Here is a 22,870-nt window from a genome sequence, read left to right as displayed (position 1 = left end):
TACAGAACAACACGAGGTGGCCATGCCGAACGACCGCAAGGTACTGGTATTGCACGGTCCCAATCTCAATCTTCTGGGCGTGCGTGAACCGCAGCATTATGGCGCGGATACGCTTGCCACGATCAATGCCCGACTGGTCGCTCAAGGCCAGGCCGCCGGCGCAAAGGTCGACACCTTCCAGTCGAACCGCGAATACGAGTTGATCGAGCGCATCCACGCCACGCTGAACGACGGCACCGATGTGATCGTGATCAACCCGGCCGCGTTCACGCATACCAGCGTTGCGCTGCGCGATGCGCTCTCTGGGGTGAAGAAGCCGTTTATCGAGGTGCATCTGTCCAATGTGCATGCCCGCGAGGCGTTCCGCCATCATTCGTTCTTTTCCGATCTCGCCGTGGGCGTGATCTGCGGGCTGGGTGCCAAGGGCTATGAATATGCCCTCGCCTTTGCCCTCGAGTATCCGATACCACTAGCGTCCTGAGCGGACGCACCCCATATACATCAAGAAGGGTTGCCGTATGGATCTGCGCAAACTGAAAAAACTGATAGACCTCGTCGAAGAGTCCGGCATTGCCGAGCTTGAAGTGACCGAGGGCGAAGAGAAGGTTCGCATCACCCGCGTCAATCAGAACGCCGCGCCGGTTTACGCGCAGGCACCTATGCAATACCAGTCCGCGCCTGCCGTTGCGCCGGTAGCCGCAGCGGCGGTTGCCGAAGCCGTCCCGGCAGCCGGTGGCCTGCCGGAAGGTTTTGTCGTCAAGTCGCCGATGGTGGGCACCTTCTATCGTTCGGCCTCGCCGGGCGCCAAGTCTTTTGTCGAAGTGGGCCAATCGGTGAATGTCGGCGATACGCTATGCATCATCGAGGCGATGAAGCTCCTGAACGAGATCGAAGCGGATCACGCCGGCGTGATCAAGGCCATCCTGGTCGAGAACGGCCAGCCGGTGGAATACGGCGAGCCGCTGTTCGTGATTGGCTAATCCTTTGGAGAGGATGAAGCTCCGGGACACGCGGACGCAGCAGGGGCGAAGGGGGAAGGGTGCAACCCTCCCCAGTCTCGCCCCCTTAGCCTCCCCTTCCCTCTTCCCTCTTCCCTCTTCCCGGGAAAACCAAGATGTTTGAAAAAGTCCTTATCGCCAACCGCGGCGAAATCGCCCTGCGCGTGTTGCGCGCCTGCCGCGAGATGGGCATCAAGACCGTGGTCGTCCATTCGGAGATCGACCGCGAAGCCAAGTATGTGAAGCTCGCCGACGAATCGGTCTGCATCGGACCCAATCCGTCGCCGCAGAGCTATCTCAACATGGCCGCCATCATCTCGGCCGCCGAGGTCACCGGTGCCCAAGCCATCCACCCCGGCTACGGCTTCCTCTCGGAGAACGCCGATTTCGCCCAGCGCGTCGAGGAATCCGGTTTTGTCTTCATCGGCCCGCGTCCGGACTCGATCCGCCTGATGGGCGACAAGGTCTCGGCCAAGGATGCGATGAAGAAGGCCGGCGTGCCCTGCGTGCCAGGCTCGGACGGCGCCATGCCAGACGACCCCAAGGACATCATTGCGCTCGGCAAGAAGGTCGGTTACCCGGTCATCATCAAGGCCGCAGGCGGCGGTGGCGGACGCGGTATGCGCGTGGTGCATGCCGAGGAAGAATTGCTGCGCTCGGTCGAGATGACGCAGAGCGAGGCGCAGAGCGCCTTTGGCAACCCGGTGGTCTACATGGAGAAATTCCTGCAGACCCCGCGCCACGTCGAAATCCAGATCCTGGCCGACGAGCATGGCAACGCCATTTACCTGGGTGAGCGCGATTGCTCGATGCAGCGCCGCCACCAGAAGGTGATCGAGGAAGCACCGGCCCCCGGCATCACCGACGCCCAGCGCAAGAAGATCGGCGAAGCGTGCGCCAAGGCCTGCCGCAAGATCGGCTACCGCGGCGCCGGCACCTTCGAGTTCCTGTATGAGAACGGCGAGTTCTATTTCATCGAGATGAACACCCGCGTGCAGGTCGAGCACCCGGTCACCGAGCTGATCACCGGCATCGACATCGTGCAGGAGCAGATCCGCATCGCCGCCGGCCTGAAGCTGCAGTACACGCAAAAGGATGTGAAGCTCAAGGGCCACGCCATCGAGTGCCGCATCAACGCCGAGGATCCGCTCAAGTTTGTGCCCAGCCCCGGCCGGATCACCACTTGGCATACGCCCGGCGGTCCGGGCGTGCGCGTCGATTCGCACGTCTACCAGGGTTATTTCGTACCGCCCAACTACGACAGCATGATCGGCAAGATCATCACCTATGGCGACACCCGCGCGCAGGCCATGGCCCGCATGCGTATCGCGCTGTCCGAAATGGTGGTGCAAGGCATCCACACCAACATCCCGCTGCACCAGCAGCTGCTGCTGGATGCCGAGTTCGCCAAGGGCGGCACCAGCATCCATTATCTGGAACACCAGATGCCTGCAATCCGGGTCGCGCTGGAAGGCAACTAAACCCGAAGGCGCGTGATGAGAGCAGGTTCTTCTTCATCACGCGCGCTTTGCAATGCCCTATGACGCTTTCTCCCACCGTTGTTGATGGCCCCATCAGTGCAGGGGCACAAGACATGGCCGCAGTCATTTCGCTGGTCATCCGCAACTACCCTGGTTATGCCGACAAGACGCAACGGCTGCCAACCGGCACGCTGGAGCAGGCCCGCGCCGCTTTGCTGACCGCCGAGACGACCAGCGACGACGCCATCGATGCGGCAATCCGCCGCTATCTTGCCGTGTTTGCCGACGGCCACCTCGGGCTTGCCAACGACTGCGATTCAGTAGCGAGCCCACCCACATGCCTGCCGACGCTGCGCATCGATGGTGAGCTTGCCTGGTTGCGCATTCCCAGTTTCGATGCCAGCCAGCGGCAGCCGCTGCAGCAGCTGCTCGCCGCGCACGCGCAAGCGTTGGAGCACAGCAGCGATCTCGTGATCGATCTGCGCGGCAACAGTGGCGGCAATGACGATAGCTACGACGCGCTATTGCCCTATGTGCTCTGCGGTTCCTACTCCATCGCCGACATAGCGGTGTACGCCACGCCAGACAATATTGCCAGCTGGGAAGCGCTCCTCACCTGGAGGCCGGATCTGGCGCCCGATCTGGTTGCATACATCAAATCGCTGGTCACCCTCCTGCGCCAGCACCCGGGTGAGATGGTATCCATGTCGGAGGAGCCATCCATGACCACCACGGTGACGGTGACATCTCACCCCAGCCCAGAGCGAACCTGGATCATCGCCGACCGCAAAGTTGGTAGCAGTGCTGAACAGTTCCTGCTCGCCGCAAGGCAAAGTGCCCGCGTCACCCTGCTGGGTGAGCCCAGCGCCGGGATACTCGACTACGGCAACGTCAGGCCGTTCCCCCTGCCTTGCGGCCGGCGTACCTTGTTCATGCCCACTTCCCGCAGTTCTCGCATCGATCAGGGAGCAGGCATCGACGGCATCGGCATCCCGCCCGATCACCCGCTTTCTGCCGCCGTGTTGGCGGACGACGAGCTGCTGCGGCAGGCCGTCGAACAATTGACAAGGAATTCCCATGCCCTGGACCGAACTACGCATCACAACTGACTCCAAGCACGCCGAGGCGCTGTCCGATGCGCTGTTCGATCTGGGCGCGCTGTCGGTCAGCATCGAGGATGCCGCGGCCGGCACCGACGAAGAAAAGCCCATCTTCGGCGAGCCGGGTGAGCCCGTGGACCAGATGTGGGACCACAGCGTCGTCGTCGCGCATCTGGGGGACGACATGGATCCGGCGCTGACCGTGGTCGCTGCCGCCAATCAGCTTGGTATCGCCACGCCGGCGTTCGACACCGTAGAGGTCGAAGACCAGGACTGGGTGCGGTTGACGCAATCGCAGTTCGACCCCATCCGCATCTCCGAGCGGCTGTGGATCACGCCGACCTGGCACGAGGCACCCGACGCCGACGCCATCAATATCGCGCTCGATCCGGGCCTCGCTTTCGGCACCGGCAGCCACCCCACCACGCGGCTGTGCCTGCAATGGCTGGATGCCAGCCTGCACGGCGGCGAAACGGTGCTCGACTATGGTTGCGGCTCGGGCATCCTCGCGATCGCGGCAAAGAAGGTGGGCGCCGGCGCCACGCATGGCGTCGATATCGACCCGCAAGCCATGGTCGCCAGCCGCCAGAACGCCGAGCAGAACGATGTGGCCATCGAATTCTTCCTGCCCGATGCCGCGCCTGAGGGCGTATACGACGTGGTGATCGCCAATATCCTGACCAATCCGCTCAAAGCCTTGGCACCGATGCTGGCAAGCCGGGTGCGCGCCGGCGGGCGCATCGCGCTCTCGGGCATCCTCGCCGAGCAGGCCGAGGACGTTGCCGCCATCTACGGCGCGTGGTTCGATCTGGCGCAACCCAAGGTCGAGGAAGGCTGGGTCTGTCTGTCCGGCACCAAGCGCTGACGCCACAGTCGGCAGGGTTCTGCGAGTCAGCGATTGCACTCGCCCAAGAGCCCGCTACAATCGAGCCCCATGAACCATGTGACGCGCTGCCCCAATTGCCAGACCGCCTTCAAGGTGAGCGAGCCTCAGCTCGCCGCCCACGGCGGCAAGGTGCGTTGCGGCAAGTGCAGCTTCGTATTCAACGCACGCGCCTGCCTGGAAGAAGCACAGGCGGAACCTGAGCAGGCCCCCGTCCGCGCTGAGGCGCCGACTCCCGCGGCGGTTACGCCACCGCCCCAAGCGGCCCCGAAACCGGTAGAAGCGCCAGCCAAGGCGACCCCGCCAATCAATTTGCCGCCCGCCCCGCCCCGGGACCCCGAGCCCGCGCTGGCAGCAGATACTGTCCCGGAGCCCAGCGTCGCCGAGATGGTGATCGCGGCGCGCAAGGCACGCCTTGCGGCCAAGGCCGTTGCCGCACAGGCTGCCGCCGAGCAGGAAGCGTTACTGCCGCTGCCAGCGCCGGAGCCGCTGCCGCCCTTGTCCAGCAAGCCCAAGGTCGACCCGCGCGATCAGGAAGCCCTGAAGGCCGCACTGAAGGAATCGCCGCTCACGCTCAATTCGGTATACCGGCCGATCCGCTCGCTGGAAGACGAAGCACTGCTCACCCCCCCCGAGCCACCATCACGCTGGCGCTGGCTGGCGATTCCACTGTTGCTGTTGCTGATCGGTGGCCTGCTCGTTCAGGTCGGCCTGCACTATCGCAACCGCCTCGCCACCGATTTCCCCTGGTTGCGCCCACCGCTGATCGCCATCTGCGCACAACTGCACTGCGCCATGCCGCTGCCGCGCAATGCCGAATTGCTGCGCTCGGACTATTCCGAACTCACCTACCTGCCCGATCACAACAACCTGGTGCAGCTGACCGCCTCGGTACGCAACCTGGCCCCCTACGCCCAGGCCCTGCCGATGCTGGAACTCACGCTGACCAACGCAAACGAGGAAGTGGTCGCTAAGAAGCGCTTCCAGCCCGCCGAATACCTGGTGAACAGCGAGAAGAACCGCAGCGAGCTGGCTTCAAACGACGAGCTGCACGCCAAGCTGCAACTCGATCTCGGCGATCTCTCTTCCACCGGCTATACCATCTACTGGTTCTACCCCTGATCCCGGCCTTGCTGGCCTTGTATTCAAGCTCAGCGCTGGCAATACTGGAACGTCCACCCAGAAAACGAGGAGTGCAGCATGGCCACCGTGATGCTCAACGGTACGCCGATCAGCGTAGGCGGTCGTTTCCCGCATGTCGGCGATACCGCGCACAGCTTCATGCTGGTCGACACCCAATTGCAGGACGTGCCGCTTTCCAAGTACTGGGGCCGTCGCAAGGTGATTGCCGTGATACCCAGCGTCGACGCGGCAGTGGGGCTTGCCATCGCCAAGCGGCTGGAAGCGATCGCGCCGGAGCTCGAGAACACCGTGGTGCTCGTGGTCTCGGTCGATACGCCCTACGCCCTGGCCCGCGTGGCGCAGCAGGAAGGGCTGTACCGGCTGCAGCTGCTCTCCACGCTGCGCGGCCGCGATTTTCATAAGGACTATGGCGTGATGATCACGGACGTGCCGCTGTCCGGGTTGATGGCCACCTCGCTGATCGCGCTCGACACCGACGACACCGTACGCTATGCCGAGCTGGTCCAGGATATCAACGGCGAACCCAATTACACGGCGATGGTTGAACAGCTGATCACGGTGGAAACACCCGTCCCCGAAGCCTGATCGTCATCACGTCGGGTCATCATCATGGGCTCTGCCCCCTGGGCAGGGCCTTTTGCATCCCCCCTTGTTTCAACCCACTGGAGAATACAATGTCCCAAGTCACCCTCGGCGGCAACGCCGTCACCGTCAATGGCGCGCTGCCCGCGGTCGGTAGCAGCGCCAAGCCCTTCACCCTCGTCGGCAAGGATCTGGCCGACGTGTCGCTCGCCAGCTTCGCGGGCAAGCGCAAGGTGCTGAACATCTTCCCGAGCATCGATACGCCCACCTGCGCCACCTCGGTGCGTCGCTTCAACGAATCGGCCAGCGCGCTCGCCAACACCGTGGTGCTGTGCATCTCGGCCGATCTGCCGTTCGCACAGAACCGCTTCTGCGGTGCCGAAGGCCTGGAAAACGTGGTCACGCTGTCGACGATGCGCGGCCGCCAGTTTCTCGCCGATTACGGCGTTGAAGTCGCCTCCGGTCCGCTGACCGGCGTCGCCGCCCGCGCCGTGGTGGTACTCGACGAAAATGACAAGGTGCTGCACACCGAGCTCGTCGCCGAGATCAAGAATGAACCGAACTACGGCACCGCGCTTAGCGCCCTCGCCTGATTACGTGCGTTTTCACGGTGATGGCGGTCAACGCTGTTGACTCGATCACCGTTACAGCAGGGGCATATCCATTACAATTCGCGTAACAAGGTATGCCCCTGTCGTCATTTTGGATTGAGATCATGAAACGCCAACTGCTGTGCGCCCTGCTCACCCTCGCCACCTTGCCAGCCCTGGCCGGACCGCGCCTGACGGTGCGCTTCGCCAATCCGGCCTGGAACGGTGTTGCCGTCCCTCCCGGCCAGCAATGCGCCAAGCTCGGCGGCCAGGGTTCCACGCCGGCGCTCAACGTGTTCGATCTGCCGGCAGGCACCGGCGCCATCCTGCTCGAATTCAACGAGCGTGGCGGTGGCAGCAATGGCCGGCTACTGTTCGCCGTGAACAAGGGTGTCGCCAGCGCCCAGGTACCCAGCGTGCAGGCCCAGGGCAAATTGCCCGGCGGCTTCACGCAGGTGTCCGGCCCGCAAGGTGCAGAGGGCAACTATCTGCCGCCGTGCAATGCCGGCAAGGCCTATTTCCTGACTGTGAAGGCTCTGGAAGAAGCCAATGCCGACGCCAAGATCCTGGGTGAAGGCCGGCTGGAACTCGGCAAGCTGTAGTGAGCGGGTCCATCGGTGGTCTACCGTGGCCGGATGCCATTCAGCATCCGGCCTTTGCATTGCTGGCGCCGCTGCTGCAGCAATTGCCCACGGTGCCGCGGCTCGCCGATTGGGCGAGGCTGCCGCCCGTGCATACCCAGTCTGGGCACGTGCTGCGCTGTGTCGACCCCGAGACGCTCGATCGCTACTACGAAGCCGAAATCTTCGAGCTCGGCCGCGTCGCCACGCGCGACAACTGGCACGACTGCTTCAATGCGCTGGTCTGGCACAGCTACCCGCGCACCAAGGCTGCGCTCAACGCGCTGCATTACCTGCAGCTGCCCGCCGCCACGCAAGGCCCGCGCGGCCCGGTGCGCGACGCCGCCACGCTGTTCGACGAATGCGGGCTGATCCTGCCCTACAGCAACCCCGAGCTGCTGGCGCTGCTCATCGAGCATGAATGGGATGCGTTGTTCAACCGGCAACGCGCGACCTGGGGTCGGCAGATCGACGCGCTGGTGTTCGGCCACGCCACGTTCGAGAACCTGCTCGCACCCTTTGTCGGTCTCACCGGCAAGTGCTGGCCGATCCGGGTCACCCCGGGCTTTTTCCGGCTGCCGCTCACCGAACGTCTCGCCCTGCTCGACGGCGAGCTCGCCATGTTGATCGATGCTGGCGAGCTGCGTACGCCGCGCCAGCTGCCACCCCTGCCCTATTTGGGCATTCCCGGCTGGTGGCCCGAGCAGGATGCGCACTTCTACGACGACGCCGGCTACTTTCGCCCGCGCGGTCGTCAGAGCGTCACCCACTGACTCTTCCCGCCTGCGGGTGAACGGCCTTGTTGCGCGCACGCCGGAAGCGTCAGCATTTTGCTTGCGCCAATAGACAGAATTACGGCACGATCTCAGTCTGTCGCAAGCAACCCTGTAAAATACTTACAATCATACGTCGCACATTTCGTTGCCCTCCCCCAGTCAGAACGCCGATATCGCGTCGCACACCTCGACATAAAATGTCTTGACATTATATGTCGAGGCATTTATGTTGAGTGCATCCATCACGAGGAGTCGCCATGGACACAGCATTGCAACACCGGATTTCCGAGGCAGGTCAACGGCTTGCCGGCCAGTTGGGTGCGTTCGAGCTCGAGCGCATACCGGGCGAGGTCGTGGTCTTCAAGGTCGCGATCAGCGGGCGCGAGGAGCTGCCGATCTTCATCACCGAAGCTGACAGCCAGCTGTTGTGTATTTGCTACCTATGGACCGAAGCTGACATTGCCAGCGCGCGTCGCACTGCCCTGCTCGAAGCGATGCTCGATCTGAACGTGGCGATACCGCTGTCGTCGTTCGGCCGCATCGGCGACAAGTACCTGCTCTATGGCGCACTGGCACGCAATGCCGGCGCCGACGATCTGGCGCAGGATCTGCTCGCGCTGAGCGACAACGCCGTCGATGCCCTCGAAGCCATGGCCGACTACCTGCACTGACCGCAAGGAGAACGAGATGTCCGTCTTCAGCAAGATCCTCACCGCGCTCAAAGGCAGCGCGCGCGAAATCGGCGAAAGCGTCGTCGACGCCAACGCCACCCGTATCTACGAGCAGGAGATCCACGAATCCAAGGCCGCGCTTGCTCGCGCCAAGCAGGATCTCACGCTGGTCATGGCTCAGGAAAAGGCCGCCGAACGCGAGATCGAGCGGCTGGAGCGGGAAATCACCCGCTTCGAAGAACACGCGCTCGCCGCACTCGACAAGGCTGAGGACCACCTCGCCGGCGACGTCGCCAGCCGCATCGCCGAACTGGAGGCCGAGCACACCGCACAGCAACGCGCACAGGCCGATTTCGCCCAGCACATCGTCAACCTCAAGGATCTGATCCGCCAGGCCGAAACCCGCGTGCGTGAACACGAGCGCGAACTGGCGGTGGCCAAGACCACCGAGAGCGTCTACCGCGCCACCGAATCGATTTCGCAAAGCATGGGCAGCGGCGCCTCCAAACTGGGCGGCGCGCGCGAATCGCTGGAGCGGATCAAGGAGCGCCACACGCTGATGGCCGACCGGATGAAGGCCGCCGAGGAACTCGACGCCGAGTTCGGCAACAAGGCGCTGGAACGCAAGCTTGCCGCCGCCGGCATCGGCGAGGACGCCAACCGCAAGGAGGCGGTGCTGGCGCGGCTGAAGGCCCGGCGCGACGCGGGCAGTGAGCGCATCGAATGAGCCAGAAGAAGCTGCCGCCGCGCTGGGAAAGCTCGGCGCCGGCCATCCACGCGGTGCAGGTGGCGTTCGATGTAGAAGAGGAGGTGTTGCAGGCGGTGCGCCGCGCCGCCTTCGACAACAACCTCAGCAACTCGGACCAGATCCGCCAGGTGCTCGGGCTCGCGGTCACCAGCCGCCCCAAGCGGCCACGGCTCACCGTCACGCTGTCCGAAGAGGATTACGCCGCGCTCGGTCAGCGTTTCGGGCTCACGCCCGAGCAGCGGCTGGAAATCAAGGAGCGGGTACTGCGGGAACTGCTTGCGTTCGCGCGGCGTGTCGAGAACCCAGGGCGAGGAGAACGCTAGATGAGCACTGCGATGATGCTGGCCATCGTGATCCTCTTGCCCCTGCTGCTGTTTGGCTGGCAGTTCCGCTCCGTACGCGCCGGTTGGTGGCATCGCTTTCCGACCCAGGCCGAGTACCTGACCCGCTACCCGGATATCGCAGCCAGTGCCCGAGCACACTGCGTGCATTGTGGCAGTGCAGAAATCCTGGACACCGGCGTGTTCGGCCCGACTTCAACTTGGCGCCTGCATTGCTGCGAGCGCTGCAAGAATCCGCTGTGGCGCAGCACCTCGCCGTAACGACGTTGCAACCTAGGACATGAACATGGGCCGTTTCTTCGACACCATCAGCAGCTTCCCCACCGCCATCTGGACGGTGCTGCTCGGCGTGGTGCTGCTGTACTGGATCGCTGCGCTGGCAGGATTTGTCGACGTGGATGCGCTCGATCTGGACAGCGATGCCCATGGGCTGGGCGATCTTTCGGGCAAGTTGATGGCGCTGGGGCTGGGCGCGGTGCCGTTTTCCATCGTGGTCAGCCTGATCACGCTGATCGGCTGGCTGCTGTCCTGCCTCGCCGGCGAATACCTGCTGACGTGGCTGCCCGACCTGCTGCGCTACGTGGCCGGCGTGGTGGTGCTGCTGGTCAGTTTCGCCATCGCGCTGCCCATCACCGCCGCCGTGTTGCGGCCGATGCGCGGGCTGTTCGTCTCGCACAACGCGGTCAGCAACCCGGCACTGGTCGGCAGCGCCTGCAAGGTGCTGACGCTGGAAGTGACCGAGCGCTTCGGCCGTGCCGAGGTGGCCACCGGTGGCGCCGGTATCAATATCCGCGTGCGCGCCGAGATGCCCAACGCGCTGGGCAAGGGCTCGCGCGCCGTCATCGTCGATTACGACGCGGCGAGCAGCGTGTACACCATCGCCGCCATCGACGACTCCTGAACCGCCCTTTCCATCTCTCACCCGCAATAACTCATCGACCTGCTTGTGCAGCAGGCCCACACCGCCGTCTTGTCGTTATCAGGGAGCAACCATGACTTCGATTCTCGTGGCGATCGTCATCGCCGCCTTCTTTATCTTCAGTGCCTTCTTGCTGTTCGTGAAGTTCTATCACAAGGTCGAACAGGGCCGCGGCATGATCGTGAACACCTTGCGCGCCGAGCCCGAGGTCACCTTTACCGGCCGCATGGTCTACCCGGTGATCCACAAGATGGAACTGATGGACATCTCGCTCAAGACCATCGTCATCAAGCGCTCGGGCAACGCCGGCCTGATCTGTCGCGACAACATCCGTGCCGATATCGAGGTCACCTTCTTCGTGCACGTGAACAAGACCGCCGAGGACGTGCTGCGCGTGGCGCAGACCGTCGGTTGCGAGCGCGCCTCCAGCCAGGAGACGCTGGAAGAGCTGTTCGCCGCCAAGTTCGCCGAGGCGCTGAAGACCGTCGGCAAGGCGATGGACTTCGAGGATCTCTACATGGCGCGCGACAAGTTCCGCGACGAGATCATCCGCCAGATCGGCGACAACCTCTCGGGCTATGTGCTGGAAGACGCGGCGATCGATTACCTCGAGCAGACGCCGATGGACAAGCTCGATCGCAACAACATCCTCGACGCGCAGGGCATCCGCAAGATCACCGAGCTCACCGCCGTGCAGCACGTCACCACCAACCAGCTGCAGCGTGACGAGCAGATGCAGATCAAGAAGAAGGATGTCGAGACCGCCGAAACCATCCTCGAACTGCAACGCCAGCAGGCCGACGCCGAAGCCCGGCAGCAGCGCGAAATCGCCACCGTGCGCGCCCGCGAGCAGGCCGAATCCGACCGTGTCGCCGCCGAGGAACGCGCCAAGGCCGAGATCGCCCGTATCCAGGCCGATCAGCTGATCGCCGTGCAGCAGGAAAACATGCAGCGCGAGAAGGAAGTGGCGGAGAACAACCGCAAGCGCGCCGTCGCCATCGAAGAAGAAAAAGTCACCCGTGCCCGCGATCTGGAAGTGGTCGACCGCGAGCGCGAAGTGGCGCTGCAAGGCATCGAGGCCGACAAGGCAATCGAGATCGAGAAGAAGGCCATCGCCGACGTGATCCGCGAGCGCATCGTGGTCGAGCGCACGGTGGCCGAGCAGGAAGAAGCAATCAAGGAACTGCGCGTGGTTGCCGAGGCCGATCGCACCCGCAAGGCCACGGTGATCGCCGCCGAAGCCCGCGCGGAAGAGAAGCTGGTTGTCGACGTGAAAGCGGCCGAAGCCGAGGAGCGCCGCGCCAAGCACAAGGCCGTCGAGGAAACCACGCTGGCCGACGCCAAGCTCAAGGTTGCCGAGAAGGAAGCCGAGGCCAAGAAGCGCGAGGCCGAAGGCGTCGAAGCACTGTCCGCCGCACCGGGCCTCGCGGACGCCAAGGTGATGCTGGTGACGGCCGATGCCAAGGAAAAGGACGGCATGGTTGCCGCCAAGGTGAAGATGGCCGACGCCGACGCGGTCAGCCGCATGGGCGAGGCCGAAGCCGAGGCGCTGCGCCTCAAGCTCGAAGCCGAAGCATCGGGCCGCGAGAAGCTGGGCCTGGCGGACGTGAACGTCAAGACCGCCGACGCGCACGCGATCGAAGCCAAGTTTGCCGCCGAAGCCAAGGGCCTGCACTCGAAGTTCGAAGCAATGAAGGCGATGAGCGACGACACCCGCGCCCACGAGGAATTCCGCATGCGGCTCGACAACGCCCACGTGCAGACGCTCAAGGCCATCGACGCCAACACCAGCATCGCCCGCGAACAGGCCGAGGTGCTGGGCAAGGCGCTGGGCAATGCGCGCATCGACATCGTCGGTGGCGAGGGCGACTACTTCCAGCGCTTCGTCAACGCGCTAGGCATCGGCAAGGCCATCGACGGCGCCATCGGCAAGAGCGAAACGCTGCAGCTTGCCACCGCGCCGCATCGCGCCGGCGAGCGCAACCTGATCGACGACGCCGGCAAGCTGCTTGGTGGCCTCGGCCAATCGGCCGACGAGCTGCAGAACCTGTCCGCCGCCGCGCTGCTGCAACGCGTGATGAAGGATGGCAACGCCGAAACACACGATGCGCTGCAAAAGCTGCTGGGCTCGCTGGGTCGCAAGTAAGCGAGCGCCGACGATGCCCCACGCCCCCAACCCACTCGTGGCGATCACCGAGCGTGATGCGCTGGATCGGCAAACACTGAGCTACACGTGCTCGCTGCTGCCGGGCGCCGTGGTGGCCTGCGCAGCCGCGCTGGGTTTTCTCGGTTCGCAGTTCGTGCCGGCAATCCGCGACCAGACGCCCTGGTTGCTGATCGCCGTGCTCGGCGCCGAGCTCTGGCGGCAATCCAGGCGCAGCAATGCGCTGATCCGCATCTTGAAACGCAAGAACACTTTCGAACTGTAAAACCAAGGAGCGGGCATGCTTTGCCTGAGCTGCAATACCGAAACCCGTCCCGAATCCATCGAGCCCGGGCTCGTCGCCGAGCAGTGCCCCACCTGCCAGGGCACCTGGCTCGGGCTCGGCGACTATCGCCACTGGCTCGACCAGGCGCCGCCGCTACCGGACGAAGCGGTGAGCAAAGCAGCCGAACTGATCGAGGAAGCCTCGCCGCGCGCGCTGCGCTGCCCGGACTGTACGCAGTTGCTGCAGAAATACCGCGTGGCCGGGCATCTGAAATTCAGGCTCGATCGCTGCGGCGCCTGCCGCAAGGTCTGGCTCGATGGCGACGAGTGGCCGGCGCTGCGTGCACACGGTTTGACCCGCACGCTGTTGCACATCCTCAGCGATCGCGGCCAGCGCGAGGTGCGCGAGAGCGAATCGCGCGAGCGGCGCGATGCCACCTGGCGCGCACGGCTGGGCGATGTGGACTACGCCGAAGCGCAACGCGTGCGCGCCTGGCTGGCAGGCCATCCGCAGCGCGCCGTGCTGCTGGCTTTCTTGCTGACAACCGCCCCCGCGCCACACTGATCGCCGGTATCAGCCCGGAGCCTACCCCTTGCCCCGTCTACAAGGTCATCGTTGATGAGCACCACCCAGGAAATCGATCAGGACATCGCTGCCAGCGGCGGCTACGAGCTGTTGAAGCAGCGGCTGTCGCAGCAGGGTGAAGCACTATTGGTGCAGGCTGGCACGCTGAACCAGGCACGGCTGGCCGCGTTCGGCCGCGCCGAGCTGCGGCTGATCGCCCGCACCCGCGCCCGTACCGAGAACAACTGCGTGGCACGCGATATCGTGCGCGTCGGCGAGCTGCTGCTGTTCGGTTACAACGTCTACATCGGCCTCAGGAAGGAAACGCGGATCGACGACGTGTTCAGCCTGTACCGGCTGACCGGCGAAGGCGAGGCGGTCGAGCTCGAGGCGGTGCCCGCGACCGGCACCTTCCTCGATGATCCGCGCTTCACCAGCGATTTTCGCGAGCTTTACGCGTATTACAAGAACGCCAACCTGCGCCAGCTGCGCGTCACCGGCGACAAACTACTGGCCGCGTTCCAGATCGGCGTGCGCGCCGGTGATCTGCGCGTGTTCCGCTGGCAGCTGAATCGCGATGGCAGCGTGCAGTACATCGACAACCGCGGCGAGCGCGACATCGTGCTGCCGCCATCGCACGATTTCGAATGGATCGCCACCGGGCGCGAGCACCACATCAACGGCAAGCACCCGCACGTCAACATCCTCGACACGCTGTTCGTCGAAACCATCGGTGGCGACCTGACGATCAAGGTCGAGAACAATACCGATGTCGGCCGCGGCATCTACAGCGAGCCGGTCGACGACGGCAGCCAGTCGCTGACCGACTCCGACATCAGCTACGCACGGCTGGGCACGCTGATCCTGCTCAAGATCCTGCCCTACCGCGAAACCGCCTACCGTTACCTGGTCTTCAATACCCGCACCCAGCAGGTGACGCGTATCGACGGCATCGGTGCCTCCTGCGTGCAGCTGCCCGAGGATCACGGCATCGTGTTCCCCGGCGGCTGCTACCTGCAGAGCGGCGAGTACAAGACCTTCGCCGACGATGTGGCCGGCATGAAGTTCAAGCGCATGATCCGCTCGCCCAACGGCGAGGACGTGCTCTATGCCTTCTACGAGCCCGAAGCGGGCCGGTTGGCGCTGCTGGCGTACAACCTGATCGAAAAGACGCTGTCCTCCCCGCTGTTCAGCAACGGCTACGCGCGCTTCGACGATGGCCGCGTGCTGCTGTTCAACGCCGAAGGCGAAGAGCCGACCCGCACCCACGCCATGCAGCTGTGGAATACGCCGTTCTGCAGTGACGAGCACGCCGCCAGCGCGCCGCCGGCCGGCTTCTACGGTCGCATCGGCAATGGCGAACTGGTGCGCGGCATCTCCGAGCTTTATGGCATCGCCCGCGCCACGCGCGAACAAAGCCCGAGTCGGCTGCACTATGAAGACCTGAACCGCGCCATCACCCGCTTGCTCGACAGCTATTTCTGGCTGGACAGCGCCGAGGCCGGCCAGCTGGCCACCGCGCTCAAGACCATCGCCGACACCGCAAGGCTGACGCTCGACGAGTTCGACAAGGTCACCGCCATCCGCCACGCCGCCGATACGGCGCTGGCAAAGATGGAAACGCAGAACAAGGCACTGCTCACCGACATCGCCGCCACCATCTGGAAGTCGCCGCAGCAGTTCGTCGACGCGCTGGCGCGCTTGCGCGCGCTGCGCGGCGAGCTGCTGGGCCTCTCCGAGCAGCGTTACATCGATCGCGCCAGGCTGCAGGCGATCGACGACGGGCTCGCCGCCGAGCAAAAGCGGCTGTCCGACGAGACCATCCGCTTTCTTGCCGGGCCGCAGTCGTTCACGCAATACCATGCCGAACTGGAAAAGGTCGCCACCGAGCTGCCGGGCATAGCTACCGTCGCCGCGCTGACGCCGCAACTCTCGGCACTCGACACCACCGCCAGCGGGCTCGATCTGTTGACCGAGCTTCTGGCCGGGCTGGAAAGTGGCGATGCCACCGTGCGCACGCAGATTCTCGACGATGTCGGCGAGGTCTACGCCCGGCTGAACCAGGTGCGCGCCGCCGCCCGGGCACGACGCGACAGCCTGGCGGTGAAGGAAGCCAGCGCCGAGTTCGGCGCGCAGTTCAAGCTCTTTGGCCAAAGCGTGGCCAATGCCATCGATCTCGCCGACAGCCCGGAAAAGTGCGACGAGGCGCTGACCCAGCTCCTGACACAGCTGGAGGAGCTGGAAACGCGCTTTGGCAGCCAGGAGACCTTCCTCGCCGACATCGTCGCCAAGCGCGAGGCGGTGTACGAAGCATTCGCCAGCCGCCGCCAGGCCCTGCTCGACGCGCGCCAGCAACGCGCGCAATCGCTGGCCGCCGCCGCGCGCCGCATCGTCGAGAGCATCGAGAAGCGCCTCACCCGCTTCACTTCGCCCGAAGAGCTGCACAGCTACTTCGCCGCCGACGCCATGGTGCAGAAGCTGCGCGGCCTGATTGGCGACCTGCGCCAGCTGAACGACACGGTGCAGGCCGATACGCTGGAAGCGCGGATCAAGACGCTGCGCGATAACGCGGTGCGCATCCAGCGCGACAAGGGCGATCTGTTCAGCGCCGACGGCATCCGCCTGGGCCGCCACACCTTCACCGTCACCACCCAGCCGTTCGATCTGACGCTGGTCCATCGCGATGACGCGCTCTCGCTGCACCTGACCGGCACCGACTACTTCGAGCCGCTCGCCGACGAGCGCCTGATCGCGCTCAAGCCCTGGTGGGCACAACAGCTGGTATCGGAAACCGAGGCCGTCTACCGCGGCGAATACCTGGCCTGGCGCATGCTGTGCGCGATGCACGCCGGCGAGCTCGATCCAGCCGCGCTGGAAGCGGCGCGGCTGGCGGACACCGGCCTGCTGCCGCTGGTGCGCGACTACGCGGCCACCCGTTACCACGATGGCTACCAGAAGGGCGTGCACGACGTGGACGCCGCCGCGCTGCTCGCCACGCTGCTGCCGATGGACCGCGAGGCCGGGCTGCTGCGTTTCGGCCCGCTACCGCGCGGCCTCGCCGCGCTGTTCTGGGCCCACGGCATCTGGGAGAACGACAAGGCCGGCTGGCGCATCCGTGCCGAGAACGCACGGCGCATCCGTGACGAATTCGGCCAGGACAAGGCGCTGCTCACGCTGGCGGACAGCCTTGCCACCCGGCTCGCCGAATTCACCGAACACGAGGGCTTTGCGCTCGATGTGGCGCTGCGGCAGGCCATCGTCGACTATCTGTTGGCCGAGCTGACCACCGGCCGCGCCGAATGGGCCAGCAGCGCCGATGCGCAGACACTGGTCGATGCGCTGAACCAGCAGCTGGAACGGCGCGGCGCGATCGGCACGCTGCACGATGGCCTCAAGACCGGATCGCTGCACGAGCGCTGGCAGCTAGCCTGCGCCTGGTGCGAGGCGGTGGCCGCGCAGCAGCAACTGCCCGCCAGCTACGCAACTGAAGCGGCGGCGCTGTTGCTGACCGAGCTGCCGCGCCAGCGCGTGAACGTGGCGCTGACCGGTGCCGTGAGCGGCCTCGTCGGCCAGCATCCAACCATCCGGGACGGCGCGCTCGCGATCGATCTCAACACCTTCCGCGCCAAGCTGGCGCAGCACGATGTGGTGGTCGTGCCCGCGTTCAATACGCTGCAGGCCTTGCGCCACGACATCGTCGACAGCACGCGCCGCGCGCTACGGCTGGAGCAATACCAAGCCAAGCCGCTGTCCGGCTTCGTGCGCAACCAGCTGATCGATGAAGTCTACCTCTCGCTGATCGGCGACAACCTCGCCAAGCAGATCGGCACCGCCGGCGAATCACGGCGCGGCGACCTGATGGGGCTGTTGTTGCTGATCTCGCCACCGGGCTACGGCAAGACCACCTTGATGGAATACGTCGCCAACCGGCTGGGCCTGATCTTCGTGCGGGTGAACGGCCCGGCGCTGGGCCACAAGGTGACCTCGCTCGATCCGGCGCAGGCTGACAGCAGCGCGGCACGGCAGGAGCTGGAGCGGCTGAACTTTGGCCTGGCGATGGGCAACAACGTGATGCTGTACGTCGACGACATCCAGCACACCTCGCCCGAATTCCTGCAACGCTTTATCGCGCTGTGCGACGGCACCCGCCGCATCGAGGGCATCTGGAAAGGCGAAGCCAGGAGCTACGACCTGCGCGGCAAGCGCTTCTGCGTGGTCATGGCCGGCAACCCATACACCGAATCGGGCGAGGCCTTCCGCATTCCGGACATGCTGGCCAACCGCGCCGACATCTACAACCTGGGCGATGTGCTCTCGGGCAAGGAACACCTGTTCGCGCTGTCGTACATCGAGAACAGCCTCACCGCCAACCCGGTGCTGGCGCCGCTGGCCAACCGCGATCCGGCCGATATCCAGCTGTTCCTGCGCTAGGCCGGCGGCGACGCCGTGCCGCTGACCGACTTCAAGCACGGCTACAGCGCCGCCGAGGCCGGCGAGATCGTCGCCGTGCTGCAAAAGCTCTTTGCCGTGCGCGAAGTGCTGATGAAGGTGAATGCCGCCTATATCGCCTCGGCGGCGCAGGCCGATGCCTACCGCGTCGAGCCGCCATTCAAGCTGCAGGGCAGTTATCGCAACATGGCCAAGCTGGCGATCAAGGTCTCCGCCATCATGAACGAGACCGAGCTCGCCGCCATGGTGCGCGACCACTACCTCGGCGAGGCGCAGACGCTCACCCACGGCGCCGAGGAAAACCTGTTGAAGCTGGCCGAGCTGCAAGGGGCGCTCAGCAGCGAAGAAGCCGAGCGTTGGGCGCAGATCAAGCGCGATTTCCTGCACCACAAGCGCATGGGCGGCGCAGATACGGATGGCGCGACCAAGCTGGCGCAGCAGGCGTCGCACATCGTGGCAGCGCTTGGCGACATCAGCGAACGGCTCGCCAACCAGGACAGCGGCCAGCAGATCGCCACCGCCATCGCGCAGATCGAAAAGCACTTGGCCAGCGGCGAGACCAGCAACCAGCTCTTGGCCCGCACCTGGCGCGATGGCCTCGTCGCGCTGGAGAACACGCTGCGGGGCAATCAGCCGCAAATCACCGTGCCACCGCAACCGGAGCTGCTGTCGGTGCTGCAGGCGCTGGGCCATGCCTATGAAAACGCCTTGATCCCGGTGATCAGCGCCATGCAGCACAAGATCCGGCTCGACCATGACATCTGGGACAAGGTGAAACAGATCGGCGAGCAGATCAAGACCATGGACGCGACGCTCAATCGCGCCACCAGAAAGCCGGCCAAGGCCGACACCACGGAGTAAAGCCATGTCCATCCGCTTTCCCGTCGAGTTTTCGTTCAAGGTTCTCGCGATCGCCCAGCAGCTGTCCGCCCGCGACGCGGACGGCGCGCTGCTGTTCCATGCCAAACAGAAGCTGTTCAAGTTCAAGGAAGCGGTCACGCTGTTCGCCGACGAGGCGCAGACCCGGCCGCTCTATCGCATCGACGCCGATCGCATCATCGATTTCTCGGCCAGCTACAACGTCACCGACCAGGCGGGCAGCAGGCTGGCGCAGTTGCGCCGGCGCGGCATGCGCTCGCTATGGCGCGCCAGCTACGAGATCGAGCTGCCGAGTCTCGGCACGCTGCAGGTCAGCGAAGCCAACCCCTGGGTGCGCTTCGTCAATGGCCTCGTCGAGGAGATCCCGGTGGTCGGCATGCTCTCCGGCTATTTCCTGCATCCGCAATACGACGTACACGATCGCAGCGGCAGGTTGCTGATGAGCCTGCGCAAGGAAGCGGCGTTTTTCGAAGGCCGCTACTCACTGGAGCGCGTGGCAGCACTGGGTGACGAGCCCGAACGCGCGATCACGCTGGCGCTGACCATGCTGCTGTTGCTCGAACGCGCCCGCGGCTGAACTCCCACGAATCGAGGTAGCCCATGTATTTCTGGCGACTCCAGCCGCTGAAGCAGAGCCTGCGCACGCAGGGCCTCTCCGAGTACCAGCTGTTTCTCTACCTGTTGATCTACGTTGCGCTCAGCGCCGCCGCAGTCGAGCTGATCGGCTACTACCCCGACGACAGCAGCGGTTTCTGGCGTTACCTTGGCACCGCGACCAATATCGCCATTCCGATCTGGGGCACCTGGTGGTGCTTCAACGCCAATGGGGGCAAGCAAGGCACACAGTTCCTCGCCAAGTACCTGAGCATCGGCTTTGTCGCGATGCTGCATTTCATGGTGGTGATGGTGGTCGGCGTCATAGCGATCGGAGTGCTGCTCGGTATCCTGGCAGCCTTCCATCCCGCCGCCGAGGGCTGGTCCGACGTGGCATTCAAGCTATTTGCCATGGCTTGGTATATCGCGCTTTACCTCTATATGGCGCGACACATCGGCGATACCGCACAAGCCGCCGGGGAGCCCGTGCATGCGTGAGTTCCTGATCGAGTATGTGATCGGCTACTGCATCCTCGGCACGCTGCTGGGCTCGCTCGCCTACCTCTACCTGTGCGTGCGGCTCTACGACACGTTCCAGCGCCACTACCCCAAGCTCGTCGATGAGATTCTCGGTGCCATGGACAGCAACATCGGCCAGGAATTCAGGGCGCTCACGGTGATGCCGCCGCTCTTGCGCTCGACCTACATCGCCGAGCTGCCCAGCCAGCGCCACCGGTTCTGGTGCCGCGCCACCCGGGTGCTCGGCTACGGCTGGATCGCCTGCCTGGTCATGGTCTTCGTGCCTTTCTTCTTCTAAGCGCTGCTAACAAAACCCCGCTGGCCGCGTTGCACACTGGTCGTACGCCTTGTACTGCGTGCGACCGAAGGGAGTCCGGTTCACCGCTTTTCAGTGCGAGCGAAAGGAACCCGGTTTATCACCTTTCAGGGCGTTTCTCGCGTCTTGCCAGCATCGTTGCACCGGGGTTTGTGAGCGGCGCCAAGCGCGTCAATCCGCCCGCGGGTCCAGCGCCGCACGAGCGGCTTCACCGATAAAGACCAGCAACAAGAGCAGGCTGACCAGCACCGCGAAGGTGGAGAGCGAAATCCACCACGCATCGAGGTTGGCCTTGCCTTGCGCCAGCAATTCGCCCAGCGACGCGGTCGATGGCGGCACGCCGAGGCCCAGGAAATCAAAGGCGGTCAGTGCCAGCACGGCGGCGGACTTGCGAAACGGCAGGAACGCGATCACCGAGGTCATCGAATTGGGCAGCAAGTGGCGGCGGATGATCTGCCAATCCGACAGCCCCAGCGCGCGGGCAGCGGTCACGTATTCGAGGTTGCGATTGCGCAGAAATTCGGCGCGCACATAGTCCGACATCAGCATCCAGCCGAACAGCGACAAGACGACGAACAGCACCCAAATGCTGGGCTCGAACATCGACACGATGATCAGCAGCAGGTAGAGCTCGGGCAGCGCCCCCCAGACCTCGATCAGCCGCTGGCCGATCAGATCGATCCTGCCTGCGAAATAGCCTTGCAGCGCGCCGATGATGACGCCCAGCAGCGTGCCAACAAAGGTGAGCGCGAGCCCGAACAGCGCCGAGATGCGAAAACCGTAGAGCAGCCGCGCCAGCACGTCGCGACCCTTCTCGTCGGTTCCCAGCCAGTTCTCGCTTGAGGGCGGCGCCGGATTGGGCTTGCTGGCAAAGTAGTTGAGCGTGTTGGGCCCGTAGCGGTTGGGCGTGAACAGCGCCCAATTGTCGCCCCCGGTGATCTGCTGCAGCACGAAAGGATCATGGTAATCGGCAGGCGTCGGGAAGTCGCCGCCGAAGGTCGTCTCGGCGTAGTCGTTCAGCAAAGGCACGTACCACTGTCCCTGGTAGCGCACGAGGATGGGCTTGTCGTTGGAGATCAGCTCGGCGGCGCTACTGAGCACCAGCATCAGGAGGAACAGCAACAGGCTGTAGTAGCCGAGTTTCTGCGCCTTGAAGCGGTTCCAGGCGCGCCCCCAGGGCCCACGGGCAACTGCAGGCTTCATCGCGCGCTCCCCTCGAAACGCAGGCGCGGATCGACCAGAACGTAACAGAGATCGGACAGCAACCGGGTAAACAGACCCAAGAGCGCGAACAGATAGAGCGAGCCCAGGACCACTGGGTAATCGCGGCGGATCACCGATTCATACGACAGCAATCCCAGACCATCGAGCGAAAACAGCGTTTCGATCAGCAGGCTGCCGGTGAAGAAGGCGCCGACGAAAGCGGCTGGAAAACCGGTGACGATGGGAATCATGGCGTTGCGAAATACGTGGCGATACAGGATCTGCCGCTCGCCCAACCCCTTGGCGCGGGCGGTCAGCACGTATTGCTTGCGGATTTCCTCCAGCACGCTGTTCTTGGTCAGCATGGTCACGGTGGCGAAGCTGCCGAGCACCATCGCGGTCACCGGTAGGACCACGTGCCACAGGTAGTCGGTGATCTTGCCCAAGAGCGAGAGCTGCTCCCAGTCGTCCGAAGTGAGGCCGCGCAGCGGAAACATCTGCCAGAAGCTGCCACCGCCAAACAGCACCAGGAGTGCCACGCCGAGCACGAAGCCGGGAATGGCATAGCCCACCATGAGGATCAGGGTCGTCGCCAGATCAAACTGGCTGCCGTGCCGCATCGCTTTGGCGACGCCGAGCGGCACCGAGATCAGATAGGTCAGGAGAAAAGTCCAGATCCCGAGCGAGATCGACACCGGCAACTTGGACACCATCAGCGACCACACGCTCTGGTGGTGGTAATAGCTCTCGCCCAGATCAAATGTGGCGCAACGCTTGACCAGATCCCAGAAGCGCGCGATCACCGGCTTGTCGAAGCCATACATCTTGCGGATCTCAGCCAGTTGCTCGTCGTTCAGTCCGCGCTGGCCTTGGTAGAGGGTGCTGCGGGTGCCTCCCGCTGCCTCGCCGCCCACATTGCGGCCCTTCATCTCGTAGGCCAGCTGCTCAACCGGCCCGCCGGGAACGAATTGCACGATGGCGAACGCCATCAGCAGCACGCCGAACAGCGTGGGGATCATCAGCACGAGCCGCTTCAGAATGTAGTGCCACATGGTCAAGCCGCCT

25 protein-coding genes are annotated in these 22,870 nt (G+C 64.4%); 23 read left to right on the top strand and 2 right to left on the bottom strand.

Features of this window, described 5'->3' with window-relative positions; translation table 11 throughout:
* Positions 1–22 precede the first annotated feature (22 nt).
* The 23 genes from aroQ to NLI84_RS14575 all read left to right on the top strand — a co-directional run bounded on the left by aroQ (position 23) and on the right by NLI84_RS14575 (position 20,584).
* Positions 23–481 (top strand): type II 3-dehydroquinate dehydratase, encoded by a 459-nt coding sequence (aroQ, locus tag NLI84_RS14685; RefSeq protein ID WP_255991337.1) that lies wholly within the window; start codon positions 23–25, stop codon positions 479–481.
* A 37-nt stretch (positions 482–518) separates the two neighbouring features.
* Complete coding sequence (gene accB / locus NLI84_RS14680; RefSeq protein WP_255991336.1) at positions 519–980, top strand: acetyl-CoA carboxylase biotin carboxyl carrier protein; 462 nt, start codon at positions 519–521, stop codon at positions 978–980.
* Positions 981–1,114: 134 nt separating this feature from the next.
* Positions 1,115–2,479 (top strand): acetyl-CoA carboxylase biotin carboxylase subunit, encoded by a 1,365-nt coding sequence (gene accC, locus NLI84_RS14675; RefSeq protein ID WP_255991335.1) that lies wholly within the window; start codon positions 1,115–1,117, stop codon positions 2,477–2,479.
* 113 nt (positions 2,480–2,592) lie between these two features.
* Positions 2,593–3,588: a S41 family peptidase gene (locus NLI84_RS14670; protein ID WP_255991333.1), complete on the top strand. Its 996-nt coding sequence runs from the start codon at positions 2,593–2,595 to the stop codon at positions 3,586–3,588.
* On the top strand, positions 3,557–4,444 hold the full coding sequence (prmA, locus tag NLI84_RS14665) for a 50S ribosomal protein L11 methyltransferase (RefSeq protein ID WP_255991332.1): 888 nt from the start codon (positions 3,557–3,559) through the stop codon (positions 4,442–4,444). Before NLI84_RS14670 ends, prmA begins: the two co-directional genes overlap by 32 nt.
* Positions 4,445–4,513: 69 nt before the next feature.
* Positions 4,514–5,584, top strand: coding sequence for a DUF3426 domain-containing protein (locus NLI84_RS14660; protein ID WP_255991331.1), 1,071 nt, complete (start codon positions 4,514–4,516; stop codon positions 5,582–5,584).
* Positions 5,585–5,662: 78 nt separating this feature from the next.
* Positions 5,663–6,190, top strand: coding sequence for a thiol peroxidase (gene tpx, locus NLI84_RS14655; RefSeq protein WP_255991329.1), 528 nt, complete (start codon positions 5,663–5,665; stop codon positions 6,188–6,190).
* Positions 6,191–6,279: 89 nt separating this feature from the next.
* Positions 6,280–6,780, top strand: a complete 501-nt coding sequence (gene tpx / locus NLI84_RS14650; protein ID WP_255991327.1) for a thiol peroxidase — start codon at positions 6,280–6,282, stop codon at positions 6,778–6,780.
* Between the two features lie 122 nt (positions 6,781–6,902).
* A complete protein-coding gene (locus NLI84_RS14645; RefSeq protein WP_255991326.1) occupies positions 6,903–7,379 on the top strand; it encodes a hypothetical protein in 477 nt (158 codons plus the stop codon).
* Entirely contained in the window at positions 7,379–8,170 is a 792-nt protein-coding gene (locus NLI84_RS14640; RefSeq protein ID WP_255991325.1) for a DUF3025 domain-containing protein, read from the top strand. Before NLI84_RS14645 ends, NLI84_RS14640 begins: the two co-directional genes overlap by 1 nt.
* 260 nt (positions 8,171–8,430) lie before the next feature.
* Positions 8,431–8,844 (top strand): DUF2170 family protein, encoded by a 414-nt coding sequence (locus tag NLI84_RS14635; RefSeq protein WP_255991323.1) that lies wholly within the window; start codon positions 8,431–8,433, stop codon positions 8,842–8,844.
* A 16-nt stretch (positions 8,845–8,860) separates the two neighbouring features.
* On the top strand, positions 8,861–9,571 hold the full coding sequence (locus NLI84_RS14630) for a PspA/IM30 family protein (protein ID WP_255991322.1): 711 nt from the start codon (positions 8,861–8,863) through the stop codon (positions 9,569–9,571).
* Positions 9,568–9,915 carry a hypothetical protein gene (locus tag NLI84_RS14625; protein WP_255991321.1) on the top strand — a complete coding sequence of 116 codons (348 nt, stop codon included), beginning with the start codon at positions 9,568–9,570 and terminating at the stop codon, positions 9,913–9,915. The genes NLI84_RS14630 and NLI84_RS14625 overlap by 4 nt, the downstream gene beginning before the upstream one ends.
* Positions 9,916–10,194, top strand: coding sequence for a PaaD-like zinc ribbon domain-containing protein (locus NLI84_RS14620; protein ID WP_255991320.1), 279 nt, complete (start codon positions 9,916–9,918; stop codon positions 10,192–10,194).
* A gap of 25 nt (positions 10,195–10,219) precedes the next feature.
* Entirely contained in the window at positions 10,220–10,834 is a 615-nt protein-coding gene (locus NLI84_RS14615; RefSeq protein ID WP_255991318.1) for a ubiquinone biosynthesis protein, read from the top strand.
* Positions 10,835–10,925: 91 nt separating this feature from the next.
* On the top strand, positions 10,926–12,998 hold the full coding sequence (locus tag NLI84_RS14610) for a flotillin family protein (RefSeq protein WP_255991316.1): 2,073 nt from the start codon (positions 10,926–10,928) through the stop codon (positions 12,996–12,998).
* 13 nt (positions 12,999–13,011) lie between these two features.
* Positions 13,012–13,281, top strand: a complete 270-nt coding sequence (locus tag NLI84_RS14605; RefSeq protein WP_255991314.1) for a hypothetical protein — start codon at positions 13,012–13,014, stop codon at positions 13,279–13,281.
* A gap of 15 nt (positions 13,282–13,296) precedes the next feature.
* Positions 13,297–13,845, top strand: coding sequence for a TFIIB-type zinc ribbon-containing protein (locus NLI84_RS14600; RefSeq protein WP_255991312.1), 549 nt, complete (start codon positions 13,297–13,299; stop codon positions 13,843–13,845).
* 54 nt (positions 13,846–13,899) lie between these two features.
* Positions 13,900–18,276: a DNA repair ATPase gene (locus tag NLI84_RS14595; protein ID WP_255991311.1), complete on the top strand. Its 4,377-nt coding sequence runs from the start codon at positions 13,900–13,902 to the stop codon at positions 18,274–18,276.
* A gap of 15 nt (positions 18,277–18,291) precedes the next feature.
* Positions 18,292–19,155, top strand: a complete 864-nt coding sequence (locus NLI84_RS14590; RefSeq protein ID WP_255991309.1) for a hypothetical protein — start codon at positions 18,292–18,294, stop codon at positions 19,153–19,155.
* A 4-nt stretch (positions 19,156–19,159) separates the two neighbouring features.
* On the top strand, positions 19,160–19,750 hold the full coding sequence (locus NLI84_RS14585) for an LURP-one-related family protein (RefSeq protein ID WP_255991307.1): 591 nt from the start codon (positions 19,160–19,162) through the stop codon (positions 19,748–19,750).
* Between the two features lie 23 nt (positions 19,751–19,773).
* On the top strand, positions 19,774–20,265 hold the full coding sequence (locus NLI84_RS14580) for a hypothetical protein (RefSeq protein ID WP_255991303.1): 492 nt from the start codon (positions 19,774–19,776) through the stop codon (positions 20,263–20,265).
* Positions 20,258–20,584, top strand: a complete 327-nt coding sequence (locus NLI84_RS14575) for a hypothetical protein (RefSeq protein WP_255991302.1) — start codon at positions 20,258–20,260, stop codon at positions 20,582–20,584. The genes NLI84_RS14580 and NLI84_RS14575 overlap by 8 nt, the downstream gene beginning before the upstream one ends.
* A gap of 189 nt (positions 20,585–20,773) precedes the next feature.
* Here NLI84_RS14575 and NLI84_RS14570 read toward each other — a convergent pair whose 3' ends face one another.
* Together NLI84_RS14570 and NLI84_RS14565 are read right to left on the bottom strand one after the other, a co-directional pair.
* Positions 20,774–21,805, bottom strand: a complete 1,032-nt coding sequence (locus tag NLI84_RS14570) for an ABC transporter permease (protein ID WP_255991301.1) — start codon at positions 21,803–21,805, stop codon at positions 20,774–20,776.
* The gene (locus NLI84_RS14565; protein WP_255991300.1) at positions 21,802–22,857 is read right to left on the bottom strand and encodes a microcin C ABC transporter permease YejB; all 1,056 of its coding nucleotides are present in this window, start codon (positions 22,855–22,857) and stop codon (positions 21,802–21,804) included. Before NLI84_RS14565 ends, NLI84_RS14570 begins: the two co-directional genes overlap by 4 nt.
* Between the last annotated feature and the right edge of the window lie 13 nt (positions 22,858–22,870).

The organism is Chitinolyticbacter albus, from assembly GCF_024437655.1.
GTDB classification, from domain to species: domain Bacteria; phylum Pseudomonadota; class Gammaproteobacteria; order Burkholderiales; family Chitinibacteraceae; genus Chitinolyticbacter; species Chitinolyticbacter albus.
Note: the sequence above shows the minus strand (reverse complement) of the source record. Positions and strands in the feature narration are given on the sequence as shown.

Coding starts and splice junctions, on each gene's coding strand:
- tpx (WP_255991327.1), top strand. CDS start 6,280: ATGTCCCAAGTCACCCTCGGCGGCAACGCCGTCACCGTCAATGGCGCG.
- NLI84_RS14630 (WP_255991322.1), top strand. CDS start 8,861: ATGTCCGTCTTCAGCAAGATCCTCACCGCGCTCAAAGGCAGCGCGCGC.
- NLI84_RS14620 (WP_255991320.1), top strand. CDS start 9,916: ATGAGCACTGCGATGATGCTGGCCATCGTGATCCTCTTGCCCCTGCTG.
- NLI84_RS14595 (WP_255991311.1), top strand. CDS start 13,900: ATGAGCACCACCCAGGAAATCGATCAGGACATCGCTGCCAGCGGCGGC.
- NLI84_RS14585 (WP_255991307.1), top strand. CDS start 19,160: ATGTCCATCCGCTTTCCCGTCGAGTTTTCGTTCAAGGTTCTCGCGATC.
- NLI84_RS14575 (WP_255991302.1), top strand. CDS start 20,258: ATGCGTGAGTTCCTGATCGAGTATGTGATCGGCTACTGCATCCTCGGC.
- accB (WP_255991336.1), top strand. CDS start 519: ATGGATCTGCGCAAACTGAAAAAACTGATAGACCTCGTCGAAGAGTCC.
- NLI84_RS14635 (WP_255991323.1), top strand. CDS start 8,431: ATGGACACAGCATTGCAACACCGGATTTCCGAGGCAGGTCAACGGCTT.
- accC (WP_255991335.1), top strand. CDS start 1,115: ATGTTTGAAAAAGTCCTTATCGCCAACCGCGGCGAAATCGCCCTGCGC.
- NLI84_RS14565 (WP_255991300.1), bottom strand. CDS start 22,857: ATGTGGCACTACATTCTGAAGCGGCTCGTGCTGATGATCCCCACGCTG.
- aroQ (WP_255991337.1), top strand. CDS start 23: ATGCCGAACGACCGCAAGGTACTGGTATTGCACGGTCCCAATCTCAAT.
- tpx (WP_255991329.1), top strand. CDS start 5,663: ATGGCCACCGTGATGCTCAACGGTACGCCGATCAGCGTAGGCGGTCGT.
- prmA (WP_255991332.1), top strand. CDS start 3,557: ATGCCCTGGACCGAACTACGCATCACAACTGACTCCAAGCACGCCGAG.
- NLI84_RS14610 (WP_255991316.1), top strand. CDS start 10,926: ATGACTTCGATTCTCGTGGCGATCGTCATCGCCGCCTTCTTTATCTTC.
- NLI84_RS14660 (WP_255991331.1), top strand. CDS start 4,514: ATGAACCATGTGACGCGCTGCCCCAATTGCCAGACCGCCTTCAAGGTG.
- NLI84_RS14570 (WP_255991301.1), bottom strand. CDS start 21,805: ATGAAGCCTGCAGTTGCCCGTGGGCCCTGGGGGCGCGCCTGGAACCGC.
- NLI84_RS14670 (WP_255991333.1), top strand. CDS start 2,593: ATGGCCGCAGTCATTTCGCTGGTCATCCGCAACTACCCTGGTTATGCC.
- NLI84_RS14600 (WP_255991312.1), top strand. CDS start 13,297: ATGCTTTGCCTGAGCTGCAATACCGAAACCCGTCCCGAATCCATCGAG.
- NLI84_RS14645 (WP_255991326.1), top strand. CDS start 6,903: ATGAAACGCCAACTGCTGTGCGCCCTGCTCACCCTCGCCACCTTGCCA.
- NLI84_RS14605 (WP_255991314.1), top strand. CDS start 13,012: ATGCCCCACGCCCCCAACCCACTCGTGGCGATCACCGAGCGTGATGCG.
- NLI84_RS14580 (WP_255991303.1), top strand. CDS start 19,774: ATGTATTTCTGGCGACTCCAGCCGCTGAAGCAGAGCCTGCGCACGCAG.
- NLI84_RS14625 (WP_255991321.1), top strand. CDS start 9,568: ATGAGCCAGAAGAAGCTGCCGCCGCGCTGGGAAAGCTCGGCGCCGGCC.
- NLI84_RS14615 (WP_255991318.1), top strand. CDS start 10,220: ATGGGCCGTTTCTTCGACACCATCAGCAGCTTCCCCACCGCCATCTGG.